General features: G+C 65.6%; 14 protein-coding genes. 13 read left to right on the top strand and 1 reads right to left on the bottom strand.

The window, feature by feature from the left end:
- Positions 1–483: 483 nt before the first annotated feature.
- Positions 484–3,264 carry a protein kinase gene (locus LZC94_30305; GenBank protein ID WXB12133.1) on the top strand — a complete coding sequence of 927 codons (2,781 nt, stop codon included), beginning with the start codon at positions 484–486 and terminating at the stop codon, positions 3,262–3,264.
- 767 nt (positions 3,265–4,031) lie between these two features.
- On the top strand, positions 4,032–6,368 hold the full coding sequence (locus tag LZC94_30300; protein ID WXB12132.1) for a TonB-dependent receptor: 2,337 nt from the start codon (positions 4,032–4,034) through the stop codon (positions 6,366–6,368).
- Here the strand turns inward: LZC94_30300 and LZC94_30295 are convergent.
- Positions 6,292–7,320, bottom strand: a complete 1,029-nt coding sequence (locus LZC94_30295) for an AraC family transcriptional regulator (GenBank protein ID WXB12131.1) — start codon at positions 7,318–7,320, stop codon at positions 6,292–6,294. The genes LZC94_30300 and LZC94_30295 overlap by 77 nt on opposite strands.
- A gap of 252 nt (positions 7,321–7,572) precedes the next feature.
- Here LZC94_30295 and LZC94_30290 point away from each other — a divergent pair, with 252 nt between their 5' ends.
- The 11 genes from LZC94_30290 to LZC94_30240 all read left to right on the top strand — a co-directional run bounded on the left by LZC94_30290 (position 7,573) and on the right by LZC94_30240 (position 18,017).
- The gene (locus LZC94_30290) at positions 7,573–8,034 is read left to right on the top strand and encodes a (2Fe-2S)-binding protein (GenBank protein ID WXB12130.1); all 462 of its coding nucleotides are present in this window, start codon (positions 7,573–7,575) and stop codon (positions 8,032–8,034) included.
- Complete coding sequence (locus tag LZC94_30285; protein WXB20270.1) at positions 8,034–10,208, top strand: xanthine dehydrogenase family protein molybdopterin-binding subunit; 2,175 nt, start codon at positions 8,034–8,036, stop codon at positions 10,206–10,208. The genes LZC94_30290 and LZC94_30285 overlap by 1 nt, the downstream gene beginning before the upstream one ends.
- Complete coding sequence (locus LZC94_30280) at positions 10,205–10,825, top strand: hypothetical protein (GenBank protein ID WXB12129.1); 621 nt, start codon at positions 10,205–10,207, stop codon at positions 10,823–10,825. The genes LZC94_30285 and LZC94_30280 overlap by 4 nt, the downstream gene beginning before the upstream one ends.
- Positions 10,826–10,841: 16 nt before the next feature.
- Complete coding sequence (locus LZC94_30275) at positions 10,842–12,008, top strand: XdhC family protein (GenBank protein ID WXB12128.1); 1,167 nt, start codon at positions 10,842–10,844, stop codon at positions 12,006–12,008.
- A gap of 24 nt (positions 12,009–12,032) precedes the next feature.
- Complete coding sequence (locus LZC94_30270; protein WXB12127.1) at positions 12,033–12,575, top strand: GNAT family N-acetyltransferase; 543 nt, start codon at positions 12,033–12,035, stop codon at positions 12,573–12,575.
- Between the two features lie 474 nt (positions 12,576–13,049).
- Positions 13,050–13,223 carry a Flp family type IVb pilin gene (locus tag LZC94_30265; GenBank protein ID WXB12126.1) on the top strand — a complete coding sequence of 58 codons (174 nt, stop codon included), beginning with the start codon at positions 13,050–13,052 and terminating at the stop codon, positions 13,221–13,223.
- Positions 13,224–13,243: 20 nt separating this feature from the next.
- On the top strand, positions 13,244–13,783 hold the full coding sequence (locus LZC94_30260; GenBank protein WXB12125.1) for an A24 family peptidase: 540 nt from the start codon (positions 13,244–13,246) through the stop codon (positions 13,781–13,783).
- Positions 13,780–14,226: a pilus assembly protein gene (locus tag LZC94_30255; protein WXB12124.1), complete on the top strand. Its 447-nt coding sequence runs from the start codon at positions 13,780–13,782 to the stop codon at positions 14,224–14,226. The genes LZC94_30260 and LZC94_30255 overlap by 4 nt, the downstream gene beginning before the upstream one ends.
- Positions 14,227–14,262: 36 nt before the next feature.
- Complete coding sequence (gene cpaB / locus LZC94_30250) at positions 14,263–15,258, top strand: Flp pilus assembly protein CpaB (GenBank protein WXB12123.1); 996 nt, start codon at positions 14,263–14,265, stop codon at positions 15,256–15,258.
- A complete protein-coding gene (locus LZC94_30245; protein ID WXB12122.1) occupies positions 15,255–16,718 on the top strand; it encodes a type II and III secretion system protein family protein in 1,464 nt (487 codons plus the stop codon). Before cpaB ends, LZC94_30245 begins: the two co-directional genes overlap by 4 nt.
- A gap of 78 nt (positions 16,719–16,796) precedes the next feature.
- Positions 16,797–18,017, top strand: coding sequence for an AAA family ATPase (locus LZC94_30240; GenBank protein ID WXB12121.1), 1,221 nt, complete (start codon positions 16,797–16,799; stop codon positions 18,015–18,017).
- The last annotated feature ends 1 nt before the right edge of the window (position 18,018 follow it).

The raw sequence follows: 18,018 nt of genomic DNA, 5'->3' as shown, positions 1-18,018 counted from the left end.
CGTCCATAGAATATGGAAGTACCGTGGAAGCCATTCTGCTTTCGCACCGCCCGAAGCGCCCGAGTAACGCAACAGCCCTATGCGTGAATGCCCGCGCGGCTCGATGCGCGCTTCATCCGAGCGGCCGAGCGGCGCAAGATGCCGACCTTGAAGGTTCCGCGCCGCGGCGTACCTAGGCTCGAGCCGGAACGCGCGATCTTGGACGCCCGATCGCAGGCACTCGCCCGGTGTCATGCTGTTCGCTCGCACGGATTCCAAATTTGTTCGACGGGATGGCCTTTCAATTGTTGTCGCGTAGACATCGATTGGAGCCATTGGTCACCGATTGCCATACCGTTCCAGCTCGACGGATCCCGGCGCTACGGATCCCTTGTTGCCGAAGATGACATCCGCCATCGTACGGCTCATCGACATGGCTAGAATGTTCCTCTGACTACGGCCGCGAGTGCCGTGTGCGTAGGCGCTTCCGAACGAAACCCGCCAATGGAAACCAAGAAGAGCCCGGGGATCTCGAACTCCGAGGAGCGTAGTCGCGAGAGCGCGGGCTCCGAAAAGGAAGAGGCCCGCCAGACGTTCGACCGATTACCGCACACACGCACGGACAGTGTGAAACACCCGCCCGCGGTCCTTGACCCGACGCTCGCGTCCGCGGGCGAGGTGCGAAGTCACCATCCGAGCGCGGGACAGCATGTCGGTGGCGCGGATGGCCGGAGGTTCGAGCTCGTCCGCCGTTTGGGCGATGGTGGCATGGCCGTCGTATTCCTTGCGCGCGACACGCTCCTCGATCGGCTGGTGGCTATCAAGTTTCTCACCAACGCCGCGCTTACGACCAGCGAAGCGCTGGAGCGCATTCGATTCGAGGCGCAAGCTTGCGCACGCCTAAGCCATGAGAACATCGTGCGCCTCTTCGATATGGGCGTCGACAAGGGACTGCCGTTTCTCGTGATGGAGTACATCGAGGGTAGCCCGCTCAACCTGATATTGCGCGAGGAGCGCATCGCGCTCGGGCGCGCGGTCGAAATCATGACGGATATCGCAAGGGGGCTCTCCGAAGCACATCGCGCGGGAATCGTGCACCGCGATTTGAAACCAAGCAATGTGATCATCGGCAAGAACGGGGCTGCGAAGATCCTCGACTTCGGCATTGCGACCATGAGCACGGACGCCGACGCGCCAAGATGGGAGTTTTCGGGGACACCCCGGTACATGGCTCCGGAGCAATGGAAGGGTGAGCCTCAAGACTCGCGAACCGACATCTGGGCGGCCGGCGTCATGCTCTTCGAGATGCTCACCGATGTTTCACCATTTGGGAGAGGGAATCCTTCGGAGGTGCGAAATGCGGTGCTCTCTCGAGATCGAGCGCCGTCCGCCCGCAGCCTCCGACCCGATTTGCCCCTCGAGGTGGAGCACATTTTACAGCGCGCGATGAACAAGCGAACCTCCGACCGCTTCGGTACGGCCGACGAGCTGCTCGAAGCATTGCTCGCCCTCGAAGTCGCATTCGCGCGCGATGCCGCGGAAAAAATCCCCTCGACCACGACAGACCGGCTCGATGAACCGTCGCCGAGTGAGACCTCATCCCATCGCGTAGCTCGCACGAAACGAAAGTGGGCCGCTCGACGCCGTTACATTTGGCCCGCCCTCGTCGTGCTCGCGGTCACGATCGGGGTGGCATTCGGACGCCGGCCACCAAAGGCTGCGGCGCCCGCGTTCGGCTCCGAGCCCAATCGGCGGGAGACGTCGGCGGGGGCTCCTGCCGCAACGGACGTGGACGAAAAGATGGCCGCTGCCGGAAATCTCGAAGTGACGAAGCTCCTCGAGGATGGACTTCGGGCTTGGCACGATGCTTCGATGTTGGAAGCCAGGGATCGTTTTCGAAGGGCGCTCGAGCTCGATCCGGACTCGGCCGCGGCCCACCTGTACATTGCCATTTTGTATATGGGACAAGGCGACACGATCGCAACAGGTCACTATCGGGCAGCCATGGTTCACCGCACACGACTCGGGCTACGGGATCGTGCGCTACTCGATGCGTATGCGGATGCCGTGGTCGTTCCTCGATACCTAGCCGGGACCGAGCTCGGCCTACTCGCCGCGCGAGCCCGTTTTCCTTCCGACTGGCTCATCGCCGATGCCCTAACCAGTGTGTACATGACGATGGGGGAATATACAAAAGCCGTTCATGTGTGCGACTCGTTCTTGCAAAATGATCCCTCGCTCGTAATCGCGCAGTATAGAAAGTATTTGGTAGATTCGATGCTTGGCAACATCGACCGAGCCCGCGATTCCATGAAACGATGCATCCATGAGTCCCCTAGAGCAGACCGTTGCCTCGGCTGGCTTCTATTCGATGCAGTCCGAGCGGGGCGATGTGAGGAGGCGGAGCAGTATGGAGATGCGCTGGCAAAGTTTCCACGTATTCCCGTGTACTGGTCGCGCGCACTCGCAGGGGTGGCGATCCGTCGCGGTGGCACGCTCGCGAGTGCGCGCGCAAAGCGCCCCAATATGGATAAAGACGAGCTCGCACATATCGCTATTTTGGCGGGAGAGTTCGACCGTGCGCAACGCGCGCTGGAGGAGATGAAGGCCGAGCCGGCTAACGGAGAAACCTACGAATACTTGACATCGATTCAGATCAATATTGCCATGGAGACGAAAGATACGAGCCGGGCGCGTAATTTGGCGGATCGATATCTCGAGCGGCTCGGCAGCTCGGTGGTGTCGAACATCATGCAGGGAGAAATGCTTTCGCGCAGAGCACAGTATCTTTTGGGAGACCTGTCCCCAGCAGCGTTCGCAGAACACAGACGACGGTGGGTAGAGCAGGAGGCCACCAGCAAGGACTACCATCGAACGAAGGAGGAGTGGGAGTATACGCACGCGCTCGCGGCCAAGACGGCTAGCGATTTCGTGAATGCCGTGCACGTGTACGACGATTATCGAGACACCGTATCCGAAATGTGGAGCGGCGTCGACTTCGATTGGATCGTAGGTCGCGTGTACCTATTCGCGGGCGAGGTCGAGAGAGCTCTTCCCGTGTTGCGGCGTGCAGCGAGTAATTGTGATATAATTGCCGGACCGCTCGAGCATGTATGGGCAAACCTCGACCTCGGAACGGCGCTGGAGCGGCAGGGGGACCTGCCGGGAGCGTGCGCCGCCTACGCGGTGGTTCAGCAGCGCTGGGGTCATGAACCGCGGAGCGTCTCGGCGCGAAAGGCCCGTGAGCGCAGCACGGTGCTGCATTGTACGAGAGAGGCCGAGTAGGCGTGCGAGCTCGCAGCTTCGCGCCGATGACTCACGGGCTCGTTTCGGGGGTGTCACGGCGGGCGTATGGCGCGCTGCTCGTGGCCCTGGCAAGTACGGCGACGGCGCCGGCTCGGGCACAGCAGGGGGCGGCCGCGCTCACCGGAAGAATCTCGGATGCGGCGTCGAAGCGCGGCGTCGCGGATGCCGTCGTGACCATCTCCTCGCCCGCGCTCCGAGGCGCGCAGACGGTTCGGGCGGACGACACGGGGAGCTATCGCATCCCTTCGCTACCGCCGGGCGTATATACACTTCACTTCGGCAAAGACGGATACAAGCTGCTCCGGCGCGAGCAAATTCGACTTCGCTCGGACGTGACGATTCGCCTCGACGTCGACCTCCTTCCCGAGGGGCTCGAAGGCGGCGAGGTCGTCGTCGCCGCGCGCTCGCCATCGGCCGGCGCCGAATCCACGAGCCTCGGAGCGAACATCGATGGTGACTTCGTATCACGTATTCCCATTACGAACCCCGGCGCGCGAGGAGGCCCGCAGCGCACGTTCGAGGCGGCGGCCGAGGCTGCCCCAGGCGCGTTCGCCGACTCGTACGGTACGTCGATTTCCGGCGCGACGTCGCCAGAAAATGCCTACATCATCGACGGGCTGCGCGTCAACAACCCTCGATATGGGACGAATGGATCGCCTCTCACGATCGAGTTCGTAAAAGAAGCAAATGTCCTCTCCAGCGGCTACATGCCGGAGTATGGTCGCTCGACCGGCGGAATCCTGAGCGTGGTGACCAAGTCCGGCAGCAACGAAAATCATGCATCCATTTGGGCGAACTGGACACCCGGCGCGCTGGAAGGGGACCGCGAGTATCCATACTTCGCTGGAACAGCGATTCAGACGCGTCGTTCTTTGGCGAACATATATGATCTCGGCTTCGATCGAAGCGGCCCGATCTCCAAGGACGTGCTTTGGTACTACGCCGGTTTTGGCCTCTCTCGTGCGATTTACAATCTCGATCGTTCGATCTACAAGAGCGCGCCCGGCGCGGAACACGCTCCGTCGGAGGTCATCGAGGCGCGGCGTCGGTATCATGCTTCGTTTCGCTCCTATCAGCTCTTCTTGAAATTGGATTGGCGTATCGACCCGCGCAACAAGCTCTCGTTCACGCTCGCGGCCACACCGACGGAGTCGGGCGGGGGCGGTGATTATTCCGTCAATCCTGATACCGGCCTCACCGAGAGCGCAGTTGGAGAGTACAACCTGACCGGCACGTACGGCGCATTGGCGCACGAGCGCCGATCGAGCGCGTACGATACGGTCTTGAAGTGGACGTCTACGTCCGACGATAAGTCGAAGATCCTCGACATGACCCTGGGCTGGCATCATCAACGCGGCAGCACTCTCGGGGCGGATGGTTTTGGTGTCGGCAGCGGGGTCGGCTATGCCGGTGTGCCTGCGATTAATTACCGGAGGCCGAGCGTCCGCGGAATCAACGACTTCGAGCAGGTATCGGCTTGCGAACCCGCGGGCACGACGCGAGGTGCTATTTGTCCCGTCCCCCAGTACCGTACGGGCGGGCCGGGAGCAATCCGCGTCCACGTATTGGACACCTACGCGCTCAAGAGTGTCGTCACCATCTTGGCCCGCGCCGCCGGGCGCCACGTGATGAAATTCGGCTCGGAGCTCGAGTGGGCGACGTCTTGGGCCAGCGAGGGGATTTCGGGAGGGGAGAGCAGCTCGGAATCATCGTCGGACCAGACCCACACCGTCACGAGCACGGGCTATTTGACGAGCCCGGATCGTGCCGTATACCTCGACCGCCACGTCGCGCGTACGCACGGGATCAGCGTGGGCGGTTTCATTCAGGATAGTTGGGCGATAGGCGATGGGATAACCGCCAACATCGGCGTCCGATACGATAATCAGTTCATCATCGATGACGGTGGAAAGCTCGTGCTGAGCGCTCCGAATCAAGTGTCTCCTCGAATCGGCCTCGTCGTGGACCCGCTGCAGACGGGGCGGACGAAGCTTTTCGTCAGCTATGGGCGTTACGCCGAGAGCGTGCCGCTCGACCTCGCCAGCAGGATGGCTCCGAGCACCAGCGCCAGGCGCAGGCCGCAACCCGGAGGTACGGCCTCGCTTCTCACGTATCCCGCGCAGGGTGGCGCGCTGGGTTCGGGGATCCCGGATCGCGGCAACGTGCCCGCCTTCGCCGGCAAGCCGATGGTCGATCCGGACCTCCGCCCGCAATCGGTGAGCGAGATCGGCGCCGGGGCCGAGTACGAGCTTTTCAGAAGCGGCCGTATCGGCGTCAGCTATGTCCGGCGATGGTTGAATACGGTCATCGAGGATATGAGCGGCGACGAAGGCGCAACGTACTTCATCGGCAATCCGGGGCGAGGTATCGCCAAGAGCTTTCCGGAAGCGCGCCGTGATTACGACGCCGGCACGCTCTACTTCATCAAGTCGTTTGGCGATGGTTGGCTGGCTCAGACGAGCTATACGTTGTCCTGGCTTCGGGGAAATGTTTCCGGATACTATCAACCGTATACAGGTCGGCTCGAGCCACATGCGGGGACGTCGTTCGATCTAAAATCTCTCCTCGTCAACGCCAACGGCGATCTTCCTGGCGATCGGCGTCATAGCTTCAAAGTTTACGGCGCCAAAGACTTCGAGGTGACACGGGAGGCGACTGCGCAGATCGGCGTGTCTTTCCAATTGCGCTCGGGAGGTCCTACGAGCTTTCGTGGAGCTCATCCTCTTTACGGACCCGATTCCGTGTTTATCCTTCCAAGTGGTGCGGGAGAGCGCCTGCCGTGGAGCGCGAATGTTGGCACCCACGTCGGCTGGAGCTGGCGGTTCGAGAGTGGAGTGACCGTCGCGCTCGTTCTCGATGTCTTCAACCTGCTCGACGTGCATGGCGCGCTCGGTCGAGACGAGCGCTATACGTCGAGTGACGTGAGACCGGTCCCCAAGGGGACGAGATCCGATTTGCCTGGTAAGGTGAGAGCGTCTACTGGCGAACCGCTCACACCGGAACTGGTCAATCCGAATTTTGGTCATGCGACCTTCTATCAGGAGCCGAGGCAGTTCCGGTTTGGTGTTCGAGGTTCCTTTTGATGCTCCGCGCCGAGCTCGCGGGTGGCGCGATCGCGAGCCATCCGATCAGCCGCGCGCCGAGCTCCTGGCTCGGTGGATAGCCGAACATGCGCGCATATTCTCGGCTGAACTGGGAGGGGCTCGCATAACCGACTTGGTGCGCCGCCTCCGAGGCATTGGCCACGTGGGTGAGGATCAGGCGCCGGGCCTCCAAGAGCCGCAGCTGTTTCTGGTACTGCAAGGGGCTCAATGTGGTGAGCGCCTTGAAGTGCGCGTGGAACGACGATTCGCTCATGCCTGCGATGCCCGCGAGCCGCTCGATGCGAATCGGGCTTTTGAGATCGCCGCGCAGGATCCGGATGGCTTTGGCGATGCGCTTTGCGCGGGCGCTTCGCGTGGCGAGCCGGCGGATGGCGGGGCCGTCGGGGCCGGTCAGCAGCCAGTAGTACATCTCGCGCACGATGAGCGGGTGAAGCACGGGGATGGCCTTTGGCGTTTCCAAGAGCCGCACGAGGCGAAGGATGCAATCGACGGCGGGCGCTTGGAGGTTGCCGACGAAGAGCCCCAAGGGCGGGTCGGCGGAGGTTGGGGGATCGTCGGGCTTCAGGTCGGGCGGCCCGTCGAGTTGGTCGATGAGCTCGCGGAGGATGTCGATGTCGAGCTCCAACTTGAGCGCGAGAAAGGGCTCGCGGGCCGTGGCGCGGGTGACGTTGGCCACCATGGGCAGGTCCATGCACGGCGCCACGTACTGCATGGAGTCATAGTCGAAGGCCTCGGTGCCGAGCATCACGCGCTTCGCGCCCTGAACGACGATGCAGAGCAGGGCCACCCGATAAAGGGTCGGCAGCGGTGATGTCGGTCGATCCGAGCGCGAGAACGCCATCGCTTCGAGTTCCGTGGAGCAGAAGCCGTCCGTGCTGGGGTGGCGGTCCATGTAGCGGGTGATGGCTTCGGCGAGTGTATCGGGCGGCATGGGGACGTGCTCTCTGCGGGCCACGGGCGTGGGCTTCGGTCGACCCTTCAATCGTAGTGCTCGTCCCTCGGCTTTGAAAGTCGAGCTCTTGTCAATGCCGAGATCCTCCTGGAGCGGCGGGCGTTTGGAGGATTGGGCAAGCAACTCGGACTTTTCGAGATTTACCTGACCGTGAATCGAAGCTACATGGCTCGTTGACCGGCATGCGGCCGCCCTCGCTTGGCCTCGTCCACCGATGAAAAAAGCACAACGATGAAGATTGATATCAACGGATCCATTCGCGAAATCGATGCTCCGCCCGACATGCCGCTCCTGTGGGTGCTGCGGGAGCTCGCGGGCCTCCCCGGCACCAAGTTCGGGTGCGGCATGGCCCAGTGCGGCGCGTGTACGGTGCACCTCGATGGCAAACCGGTGCGCTCGTGCGTGATGCCCGTATCATCGGTCGGCGCGCGCAAGGTCACCACCATCGAGGGGCTCTCGAGCGATGGCTCGCACCCCGTGCAGCGCGCGTGGGCGGAGGCCGACGTGGTGCAGTGCGGCTATTGCCAATCCGGTCAAATTATGACCGCCGCCGCCCTCCTCGAGAAAAATCCCAATCCGACCGACGCCGACATCGATGTGGCCCTGTCCGGGAACGTCTGTCGTTGCGGCACCTACGTTCGCGTGCGTGAGGCGATTCACTTGGCGTCGAAGCTGAAACGAGGTGTCCGGTGATGTCCGAACGCGAGCTCTCACGGCGCGGGTTCCTGCAGGCGACGAGCGCCGCGGCGGCAGGCTTGGTGATCACGTTCCACGTGCCCGAGCTCGCGCGCGCCGCCATCGCCAAGCCGCTGCCCATGCCGCCGGCCAATGCTTTTTTGCGGATCGGGGCCGACGATACGGTGGCGGTGGTCATTGCCCACTCCGAAATGGGGCAGGGCATCTGGACCGGTCTCGCCATGATGATCGCCGAGGAGCTGGAGTGCGATTGGTCCAAGGTGCGCCCGGAGCACGCTCCGGCCGCCCCCGTGTATGCCCATCCGCAATGGGGCGTTCAGTCGACCGGCGCTTCGACCACCACCACCGGCGAGTTCGAGCGCTACCGCACGGTGGGGGCCATCGCCAAGGACATGCTGGTGCGCGCCGCCGCCGCGCGCTGGAAGGTTGCGCCTGCGAGCTGCAAGGTCGCAAACGGCGTGATCACGCATGGTGCGCATTCGTTCACCTTTGGCCAGCTCGCCGAGGAGGCCATGCGCCTTTCGCCGCCCGCCTCGGTGAAGCTCAAGGATCCGAAGGACTGGAAGCTCCTCGGGACCCCCGTGCGCCGGCTCGACACCCCGGAGAAGATCACGGGCAAGGCGGTATTCGGAATGGATATCGCATTTGCCGGCTTGCGTACGGCCGTGGTGGCGCGCCCGCCGGCGTTCGGCGCCAAGCTGGTCTCCTTCGATGGCGCGGCTGCGCTTCGGGTGCCGGGGGTCGAAAAGGTGGTGCGCATCCCCAATGGGGTGGCCGTCGTGGCGAAGCATTTCTGGGCCGCCAAGACCGGGCGCGATGCGTTGGTGTGCGAATGGGGCAAACCGGAGGGCGGCGGTGTCACCTCGCGCGCCTTGCTCGCCGATTACCGCGCGCAGGCCCGCAAACCGGGCGCCATCGTGGTCGAAGCCGGCAAGGTCGACGCGGCGCTCGCCGGCGCGACCTCGCGGCACGAGGTGTATTACGAGTTTCCGTACCTCGCCCACGCGCCCATGGAGCCCCTCAACTGCACGGTGAAGATCGACGGCGACCGCTGCGAGATCTGGACGGGGACCCAGGGCCAGACCCTGGATCAGAACGCCGCCGCGCGCATCCTCGGGATCGCGCCCGACAAGGTTCAAATCCATACGCCCTTTCTCGGCGGCGGTTTTGGACGTCGCGGGGTGCCCACGTCCGACTTCGTCTCGGAGGCCGTTCACGTGGCCAAAGCGGCGGGCGTTCCGGTCAAGGTCGTGTGGACCCGCGAGGACGATATCCGCGGCGGATACTATCGCCCCGCGTATGTGCACCGCGTGCAGGTCGGCTTGGATGCCAAGGGAATGCCCGTCGCTTGGGATCATGTGATCGTCGGGCAATCCATCCTGGCCGGCACCATGCTCGAGCCGAAAAATGGGCTCGATCACACCTCCTTCGAGGGGGTCGACGCGTCGCCGTACCTCGAAGGATTGCGCGCCAAGCGCGTCTCGCTCCACTCGCCCAAGACGTCTGTACCCGTGCTTTGGTGGCGCTCGGTCGGCGCCACGCACACCGCGTTTGCCCTCGAGAGCTTGGTGGACGAGCTCGCCCACGCGGCCGGGCAAGATCCGCTGGCGTACCGCCTGGCGCTCTTGCGCCCCAAGCCGCGGTTCGCGGCCGTGCTCCAGCTCGCGGCCGACAAAGCCGGGTGGGGGACCGCGTTGCCCGCGGGGCGCGCGCGGGGCCTCGCGGTGCACGAGTCGTTCGGGAGCATCATCGCCCAGGTGGTGGAGATCTCGATCGCCGACCATCGCATTCAGGTGCACCAGGTGACGTGCGCGGTGGACTGCGGCACCGTGATCAACCCGCTCGCGGTGGAGGCGCAGGTTCAGGGGAGCATCGCGTTCGGGTTGACGGCCGCGCTCCACGGTGAGCTCACCCTCGTCGAGGGCCGCGTGCAGGAGAGCAACTTTCACGATTATCCGCCGCTGCGGATGTTCGAAATGCCGAAGGTGTCCGTCCACGTCGTCCCGAGCGATGCGCGCGGACGCGCGATGGGGGGCATCGGTGAGCCGGCGACCGCGCCCATCGCGCCCGCCGTGGCCAATGCGGTGTTTGCGTTGACCAAGCAGCGGCTGCGAAAGCTCCCCCTTCGCCTCGCATCGGAAAGTCTTGCATCGGAAATGCCAAAGCCATGAAACGAGCTTCTCTAGTTCTCGCCCTCGCCGGTCTTTCGGGCCTTTCCGCTCTTGCGGGTCTCGCGGCGTGCGGCAACGGTCGTCCGGAGGCGACCCGCCCGACGGCCACGCCGGAAGCGGATCGCACGGCGGGACTCGCCGCGTTCGAGACGGTGCGCGGTGTGCTCCAGCACCCGCGGTGCCAGAATTGCCACCCCGGAGGCGATGCGCCGCTGCAGGGCGACGACAGCCACGTGCACGCCCAGAACGTCAAGCGCGGCCCCACCGGCCATGGAATGGTCGGCGCCGAGTGCAGCACGTGCCATGGCCCGGCGAACCCTCCCAGCGCCTATGGAATGCACGTGCCGCCGGGTAACATCAAGGGCTGGCACATGCCGTCGCCCGAGACCAAGATGGTATTCGTCGGCGTCGCGCCGGGCGCGCTTTGCAATCAAATCAAGGACGCGACCCGCAATGGCGGTATGGACATGCGTGCACTGCGCACGCACCTCGACGATCCGCTGGTGGCCTGGGGCTGGAGCCCCGGCTTCGGGCGCGCGCCGGTGCCCGTGCCCCGCGAGCAGTTCCTCGGCGCGTGGGAGACGTGGGCGCGCGCCGGCGCGCCTTGCCCCGATTAGGAGCGCGGAGACGAGCATGTTGGACGCACCCGCCATCGTCCGCGCCGCATCGCCTTTGCTCGAGCGGCGCGTTCCATTCCTCGTCGCGACGGTCGTGCGCGTGCAAGGCTCGTCGTACCGGCGCCCGGGCGCGCGGCTGCTCGCCACCGCCGAGGGCCGCGTGGCCGGCAATGTCAGCGGCGGATGCCTCGAGAGCGATTTGATTCGCACCGGCCTTTGGCGCACGCGAAACGGACCCGTGGTGCTCCGCTACGACTCCCGGGATCCCGAGGAAGGGGACGCGGTCCTCGGCTGCGGCGGCATCGTCGATGTGCTGCTCGAGCAGGGGAACGGGCGCGATCGCGATCATCCGCTGGCGCTCCTCGCCGGGGCGCTCGCGTCCGGACAGCGGGCGCGGATGGCCACCGTTTTTCGCAGCACCGATCCGGATATCCCGCTCGGCGCGCGCTGGTGCGTTCGCGACGAGGAGCTCGCGCCGCCGGCGGCCAAAGGCGCGCGCGCCACGCGAAGTGATCTCGTGGAGCGGATCTTTTCGGGCCAGTGGAGACCCTCTGCGCGTTCGGCGTCGCCCGGGTACACGGCGTCCTCCGAGCGTCCGGCGTCCTCCGAGCCCCCGCGCGCGACGTCGCGATCCATCGAAACGGGGCGCGGTGCCATCGAGGTGCTCATCGAGCCCATCGTGCCGCCGCCGCACCTCTTCGTGCTGGGCGCGGGCCTCGACGCGTTTCCCTTGGTGCGCATGGCGCAGCAGATCGGATGGTCCGTCACCGTGTGGAGCGCGTCCCCATCGTTCGCGAGCCGCGCGCGCTTCGAAGCCGCCGGCGCCACGCTCCTCGGCGATCTCGACCTCGTGCGCGCGCGCATCGACGCGGCCGACCGCGCTTTGGCCATCGTCATGGGGCACAACGTGGGCCGCGATCGCGCCGCCCTCGCCATGGCCCTCGGGTCGCGGGCGAGCTACATCGGTATCCTCGGCCCGCGCCATCGCACCGTGTCGCTCGCGGGCGATTTCCCTGCGAAGCTCGAGGATCCTCGCGTCCACGCGCCCGTCGGTCTCGACCTCGGCGCCGAGACCCCGGACGAGGTGGCCATGTCCATCGTCGCCGAGATGCTCGCACACCTCCGGGGGGCGAGCCGCGAGCCGCTCCGGCGCCGCAGCGCGATTCACCGTGCATCCGGGTGAGGTCGGCTAAGATACGGCGGCGCCATGCCCCAACCCGTCCTCATTCCGACCCTCGACACCGAACGCCTTCACCTCCGCGGCTACCGCCCCGACGATCTCGACGCCTGCGCAGCCATGTACGCGGCGCCCGAGTTCACACGCCACGTCAGCGAGCGGCCCATTCCGCGCGAAGACGTTTGGGCCAGGATGCTGCGCTACATCGGCCACTGGTCCGTATTTGGATTCGGTTTTTGGGCCATCGAGGAGAAGGCCACGGGACGATACGTCGGCGAGGCTGGGCTCGCGTACTTCAAACGCGATATCGAGCCGCCCATCGATTGCCCCGAGGCCGGCTGGGGGCTCGCCCCCTGGGCGCACGGCAAAGGCTTCGCGACCGAGATCGTCCGGGCCATTCACACCTGGTACGACGCGGAGCTCGGCCCGACGCGCACCGCATGCATCGTCCGCCCTGCCAATGTCGCATCCATTCGCGTCGCGGAGAAATGCGGCTACCGCGAGCTGCAGCGCGTTTCGTTCTACGGCGCGCCCATGATCATCTTCGAGCGCAGCGGGGCACCGCGGAGCTGACAGCAGAGCCATGCGCGGCCTGCGCCCGCGAAGAGCTCCGGCGTGGAGCCGAGCGGCCGCGCCCTCCGTAAAATAAGTGACGAACGGATTGGGTAATTAGGATTCGCAGAAGCAGCGCGCGACAATTCACTGACGTGATTTCGTTCGCGCGCCGCTCGCGCCGTGCCGATTCGGAAAAAAGAGTTATCAGCGCGGATGTACGCGGTACCATGGTGACGGCGTTCGAGCACCGTTGGCGCGCACCCGCGCGCGATGGCGCGCACAATTGGAAATAGTCATTGTGCGCCGAAATGACGATGCACGGCGACGTGGGTGCATCGCGCTGAAATAGCACGCAACCGTCGCGACGAGCGCGCGCGTCCAGCCGATGCGGCGCTCCGCAACAGTGGTATTCGAGTTGCAAATGCATGGACCCAGTCGGTGCTGCCGCGGAGACGTCGGCAGTCCCTCCAACCGACTTCGGAGAAGTGCCTCATGACCATCATCCTCATGAAGTTTGCGAATTCGCTCTGCCGCCGCGACGAAGGTGCCACCGCCATCGAATACGGTCTCATTGCATCGCTCATCGCCGTCGCCATCATCACCGGCGCCACCGCGGTCGGCAGCGGGGTGTCCGCCACGTTTACCAGCGTCGCCGGTCACCTCTGATCGACGGTTCGTAGACGCTCATGTACGCTCCCGCGCCGGATGGTATTTCGCTCGTCTTTCTTTGCTGTGCAATCACGGCTGCTGCGATCATCGATTCGTGCTGGCGTAGGATCCCCAACCCGCTGACCGCGAGCATCGCGATCACCGGGTTCGTTCATGCGGCTTTTGCCGGCGGGCCATATGGCGCGCTGGCATCGCTGTTCGGCGCGGGGGCGGGGGTGATGCTGCTTTTGGGGCCCTACATCAAGGGCCTCGTCGGCGGCGGCGACGTGAAATATCTGGGTGCGGTCGGAGCCTGGGTCGGCGCTCTCTCCGCCGTGCGCATCCTCGTGCTGGGCGCTGCCGCCGGCGGGGTCCTGGCGTTCGTGTTCATGCTGCGTTTGAAGGCGGGCGACCGGCTTCGCGTCCTTTGCAGCATCGTGTCCTTTGCGCGCTTCGGTGAGCTCGCGGTGCCCTCCCCAGAGCACCTCGCCGGCCGCGAGCGCGCGCGGGGCATCCCTTATGGGGTGGCGCTGACGCTGGCTGCCCTGTGGGAGCTCCTCGCAGGAGCGCGAGGATGAAGCGCGCGTCGTGGCAAAAGCTCTGGCTGCGGCCCAGCTCGGGCACGGCGTCCATCGAATTTGCGCTCATCCTTCTACCGTTCTCGCTCCTTCTTCTGGGGATGATCGATTACGGCTGGTACTTCTTCGTCGATCTGGCGTGCACGAACGCCGTTCGCGAGGGGGCGCGCACCGCCACCACGGTCCCGGGCGCGTGTCCGAACACGGCAGCCACCAACGCCGGCGTCGCGGCTACGAGCCAGGCGCTCTCCAATTTGCTCCCCGCCGATTATGCACCGAGCGTCACCGCCACCTGCACGACCTCCTCGGGGAGCCCCCGGTTTTCGGTCTCGCTCACCCTCGACTTCGTCCGATTGACCGGCTTCACCTTGGTCCCCATGCCCAGCGGCGGCGGGGGCCAAGTCCGCGTTCAGACCTCCGCCACCATGCGGGGGACCCCCTGATCGCGGCACTCGATTGACATTCACGAGACGGATCCCATGGCCATTTATTCCTCCGAGGGCACGATCGGTAAAGCGCCACCACGTCCCGGCGGCGCGTCGCGCAAGGTACGGGTGCGCGCGATCGTATTCATGACCATCGCGCTCGCGGCCGGATCGGCGTCGGCGTGGATGGTCGTTCGATATGTCGCGCGCCACGCCGGGTCGGGCACGCCCGTGGCGGTGAACAACGTGGTGGTGGCCGCGGTCGACGTGCCCGTTGCCTCCAAGCTGACACCGGACCAGCTCAAGATCGTGGACTGGCCCGCCAGCGCGCGGCCGCAGGGCTCCTTCGAGCGGGTGGGCGACGTGGAGGGCCGGGTGACCAGCGCGGCCCTCGTCGCGGGCGAACCCATCGTCGAAGCGCGTTTGAGCCCAAAGGGCGCGGCGCCGGGCATGGCCTCGCTCATCCCTCCCAACATGCGCGCCATGACGGTCCCCGTGAACGAGGTCGTCGGCGTCGGCGGCTTCATTCACCCTGGCGATCTCGTGGACGTCATCACCACCATGCAAGAGCCTTTGGGCTCCTGGGCGCCCGCGGGCCAGCCGGAATATCGGTCCAAAATCGTTTTGCAAAACATTCGCGTCCTCGCCGCCGGGCAGCGCTTGGCCACCGACGGCAACAAGCCCGAGACGGTGCCGGCGGTGACCTTGCTGGTGTCGCCCGACGAAGCCGAGCGCCTCGCCCTCTCGTCGACCCAGGGCAAGCTCCAGCTCACCATGCGCTCGCAGAGCGACAGCGACAGCGCCGATACGCACGGCGTGTCCCCGCGCGAGCTGCTCGACGCGCCCCACGCCGCCCCCGCGCCGCCGCCGCCCGCTGCACCCGAGACGCCCGTCCGCCGCCGCAGCAAGCCCGCGCACCCCGCCCCGGTCGCCCTCGCGCAGGCGCAGGCCAGCACCGTCGATGTGGTCGAAGTCCTCCACGGCGACCGCATCGAAAAGAGAAATGTCGCATCCGAACCCCGGCCGCTCGCCACGAAAGGGACCCGGTGAACAAGCCTATCGCCCGAGGTACCGTGGCCGCAGCGTTTGCCTTCTTCCTCGCGCTCGGCGCGGGCCGCGCGCACGCGGAGCCGCAAACGTTGCGGATCAGCCGCGAGATGACGTCGTCGCGGGAGCTCTCCCTGGAGGTCGGACAGAACCGGCTCCTCGAAATGTCCTCGGCGCTGGGGCGGGTGTCGGTCGCCAACCCCGAGGTGGCGGACTTGAAGGTCATCACGAATACGCAACTTCTCCTCACCGCCAAAGGAGTAGGCGATACGTACCTCACCGTCTGGGACAAATCGGACGTGCCGCTCGTCCTCTCCCTCCATGTCTCGCGCAACCTGGACGCCCTGCAAAAACAGCTGAAAGAGCTCTTCCCCGGCGAGGACATCGTCGCGTCGTCCGCCGGCGATCTCGTCGTCCTCTCCGGCGAAGTGTCGGATATCCGCGTCCCCGAGCGCGCCCTCGCCGTGGGACGGCTGCACGCCCAGAAGATCGCCAATCAGCTCAAGGTGCGCGGCCATCAGCAAGTGCAGTTGGAGGTGAAATTCTCCGAGGTGTCGCGCACGGGTCTGCGCGAAGTCGGGTTCAACTTCTTTCACAACAACGGTGACCGGGTCGGCGGAATGGCGGGTCCCGCGCAGGCGGTGGGCGCGTTTGCCAACGCCGCGCCCAATCGCGTTCCGGGCGCGGACATTCCGGGCGTCCCCGCGGTCTACCCGGGGGGACGCGCCGATGCGTTCTCGCTCTTCTTCTCGGGGCTATCGCAGTTCCCGTTCTCCGTGGTCCTCTCGCTCCTCGAGCAGAACCTGCTCGCCAAGACGCTCGCCGAGCCCACCCTCGTCTCGATGACCGGTCAGGAAGCGCGGTTTCTCGCGGGCGGCGAGTTCCCCATTCCCCTCGCGACGGGCTTCGGCACCGTGCAAGTTACATATAAAAAATTTGGTATTCAGCTCGTCTTCACCCCCACCGTGCTCTCCGATGGGCTCATCAATTTGAAGCTCGCCACCGAGGTGTCCGAGATCGATCCCTCGGTGGGCGTGCAGATCGGCGGGTTCACGGTCCCGGGGCTCAGCTCCCGCCAGAGCGACACCACCGTGCGTATGCGCGATGGGCAAAGCTTCGCGATCGCCGGCCTCTTGTCCGACAAATCGCGGAACTCGATGGCCAAGGTGCCGGGGCTCGGGGACATTCCCATCCTGGGGATGCTCTTTCGCTCCTCGCAGTTTCGCCGGGACGAGACCGAGCTCCTCGTCGTCATCACCGCGCGCCTGGTGCACCCGCTCGGAGGGCGCGCCGCGCCCGCCCTCCCGGGCGGCGACGAGGTCAACGATCCGGACGACTTTGCGTTGTTCGTGCTCGGTCGCACGGCGCAGAGCCCGAGCCATCCGCCCTCCCGCGGGGAGGCGGTCTCCGTGCCGGGGCATCACCTCGGCGGGCCCGCCGGTCAAGTGGGGTATATCCGATGACGAGCACCTATCGTGCACTCGAGCTTCGCGCCCTCGAGCGTGCATTCGAACATGGCGCGCTCGAACGAGGGACCATCCATGTCTGAGCTTCCGACCGTGGTCGTTCTGGGGGCGTCGCGCGAGCGGTACGCGCGGGCAAAATCGGCGTTGACGGGCACGGCGTTCGTGAGCCGGGAGCTCGGGACCTTGGCCATGACCAAGGGGCGCATCGTCATCGTCGACCTCGCGGGCGATCTCGAGCGCGGTCTGCGTATGGTCGAGGAGGTCCGGAGGGTCATCGCCAATGTGCAGATCATCGCCCTGGCCGAGGACAAAGATCCCGACGTGATCCTGCGCGCCATGCGCGCCGGCGCGTGCGAGTTCGCGCTCTTTCGCGAAGGGCAGGGGCTCGCCGACGTGGTGAAGCCGCTCTTGCGGCGCGAGGCAGCGGCGCGCCAGGGGGGGACGATCGTATCGCTGTTTCCTGCGAAGGGGGGCGTGGGCGCGACCACGTTGGCGGTCAATCTGGCGTGCGCGCTCTGCCGAAAGGACGCGCGGGTGCTGCTCGTCGACTTGGATCGGCAGCTCGGCGACGTCCTCGCCTTTCTGGATATGGCGCCGCGCGGATCGATGGCGGATATCGTCAAGAACCTGCACCGGCTCGATCGCGAGCTCCTGCTCTCCTCGCTCGCCCGCCACGCCTCCGGCCCCTTCGTGGTGGCGCAAGCCGACGCGCTCGCGCAAGAAGACGGCGAGCCGGTGGCCCCCGCGCAAATCACGGCGCTCCTCCAGCTCGCCGCGCGCCACTTCGATTGGGTCGTATGCGATGGCCTGCGCGGGTTCGACGAGTCGTCGGTGGCCGTGCTCGACGCGTCGAACCACGTGGAGTTGGTCCTCACGCAAGACGTCATCGCGCTACGGAATGCCAAATACCGGCTCGATCTGCTCCAGCGGCTCGGTTACGAAAAAGACAAAGTCGGGCTGGTGATCAACCGCTATCATCCTCGGGGCAGCATCGATCCGGGATCGATGGCCGAGAACTTGGGGTTCGAGGTTCGCTCCACCATCGCCGACGATCCCGGCGCGGCGAGCGCGGCCATGAACCGCGGGATCCCTCTCGCCGAGGTGGCGCCGCGCTCGAAGGCGGTCTCCGATATGACGGCCTTCGCGGCCCGCCTCTCCGGCGCGGGCGAGGTGGAGCGCGGAGGCTTTTTCCGCGCGCTCTTTCGCCGCCTCGAATCACCCCGCCCCGTGACCGATTCCGCCGAGAAGAAGGGAGAAGGCTACGATGTCGCTCGACGCTCGCCTGAAGCAACCTAAC

The organism is Sorangiineae bacterium MSr11954 (genome assembly GCA_037157815.1).
Lineage (GTDB): Bacteria > Myxococcota_A > Polyangia > Polyangiales > Polyangiaceae > Pendulispora > Pendulispora albinea.
The sequence above is the reverse complement of the archived record's forward strand: the minus strand, read 5'-3'. Positions and strand labels throughout refer to the sequence as shown.

Excerpts from the sequence above, each read along its gene's own strand:
- LZC94_30305 (WXB12133.1), top strand. The coding sequence starts at position 484 with ATGGAAACCAAGAAGAGCCCGGGGATCTCGAACTCCGAGGAGCGTAGT.
- LZC94_30295 (WXB12131.1), bottom strand. The coding sequence starts at position 7,320 with ATGCCGCCCGATACACTCGCCGAAGCCATCACCCGCTACATGGACCGC.
- LZC94_30290 (WXB12130.1), top strand. The coding sequence starts at position 7,573 with ATGAAGATTGATATCAACGGATCCATTCGCGAAATCGATGCTCCGCCC.
- LZC94_30285 (WXB20270.1), top strand. The coding sequence starts at position 8,034 with ATGTCCGAACGCGAGCTCTCACGGCGCGGGTTCCTGCAGGCGACGAGC.
- LZC94_30280 (WXB12129.1), top strand. The coding sequence starts at position 10,205 with ATGAAACGAGCTTCTCTAGTTCTCGCCCTCGCCGGTCTTTCGGGCCTT.
- LZC94_30275 (WXB12128.1), top strand. The coding sequence starts at position 10,842 with ATGTTGGACGCACCCGCCATCGTCCGCGCCGCATCGCCTTTGCTCGAG.
- LZC94_30270 (WXB12127.1), top strand. The coding sequence starts at position 12,033 with ATGCCCCAACCCGTCCTCATTCCGACCCTCGACACCGAACGCCTTCAC.
- LZC94_30265 (WXB12126.1), top strand. The coding sequence starts at position 13,050 with ATGACCATCATCCTCATGAAGTTTGCGAATTCGCTCTGCCGCCGCGAC.
- LZC94_30260 (WXB12125.1), top strand. The coding sequence starts at position 13,244 with ATGTACGCTCCCGCGCCGGATGGTATTTCGCTCGTCTTTCTTTGCTGT.
- LZC94_30255 (WXB12124.1), top strand. The coding sequence starts at position 13,780 with ATGAAGCGCGCGTCGTGGCAAAAGCTCTGGCTGCGGCCCAGCTCGGGC.
- cpaB (WXB12123.1), top strand. The coding sequence starts at position 14,263 with ATGGCCATTTATTCCTCCGAGGGCACGATCGGTAAAGCGCCACCACGT.
- LZC94_30240 (WXB12121.1), top strand. The coding sequence starts at position 16,797 with ATGTCTGAGCTTCCGACCGTGGTCGTTCTGGGGGCGTCGCGCGAGCGG.